Origin of the sequence: Pseudacidovorax intermedius, from assembly GCF_001476815.1 — a bacterium.
GTDB classification, from domain to species: domain Bacteria; phylum Pseudomonadota; class Gammaproteobacteria; order Burkholderiales; family Burkholderiaceae_C; genus Xenophilus; species Xenophilus intermedius_A.
On record NZ_LDSL01000276.1, the window covers coordinates 1 to 764 of the forward strand.

1 protein-coding gene is annotated in these 764 nt (G+C 65.6%); it reads right to left on the minus strand.

Annotated features, from left to right (window positions below; genetic code table 11):
• Positions 1-734 (minus strand): acyl-CoA dehydrogenase family protein (locus tag NS331_RS25215; RefSeq protein WP_193758220.1); only part of this gene is annotated, 734 nt, incomplete at its 3' end.
• Between the last annotated feature and the right edge of the window lie 30 nt (positions 735-764).

Sequence of the window (764 nt, forward strand, 5' to 3'; positions counted from 1 at the left end):
GGTTCCACCATCTTCTTGGGCACGATGAACAGCGAGATGCCCTTGACGCCCGGAATCAGCTTGCCGTCCGCATCCGGGATCTTGGCCAGCACGATGTGGACGATGTTCTCGGTCAGCTCATGGTCGCCGGCCGAGATCCACATCTTGTTGCCCTTGAGCCGGTAGCGCGGGCCGAGCGGGTCGTTCTCGAAGTCGTCGCCGTCCGGCACGGCACGCGTGGCGACGTCCGACAGCGAGGAGCCGGCCTGCGGCTCCGACAGGCACATGGTGCCGGCCCAGCGGCCCGAGAACTCGTTGAGCGCGAACACCTGCTTCTGCATGTCGGTGCCGTGCACCATCAGCAGGTTGGCATTGCCGCTGGTCAGCATGTTGGAGCCGATGCTCACCGAGGCCATGGCGAAGAAGGAATTGGCCGCCGCCTGCACCGTGTAGGGCAACTGCATGCCGCCGATGTCGTAGTCCTGCGCGGCGGCCATCATGCCGCTCTCGACAAAGGCGGCATGGGCCTCGTGGGTGGCACGCGGCAGGATCACCTTTTCGCCGTCGAAATGCGGCTCCTGCAGGTCCACCGTGCGATTGGCCGGCGCGTACTTCTCGCGGGCGATGCGCTCGCAGGTGTCGAGCACGGCATCGAAGGTCTCGCGCGAATGGTCGGCGAAGCGCTCGCGCTCGTTCAGGCGCTCCGCATGGAGCCAGTCGTAGAGCAGGAAGTCGAGGGTGTCGCGGTAGCTCATGGTTGTCTCGTCGTGATGAAGACCGCGCCG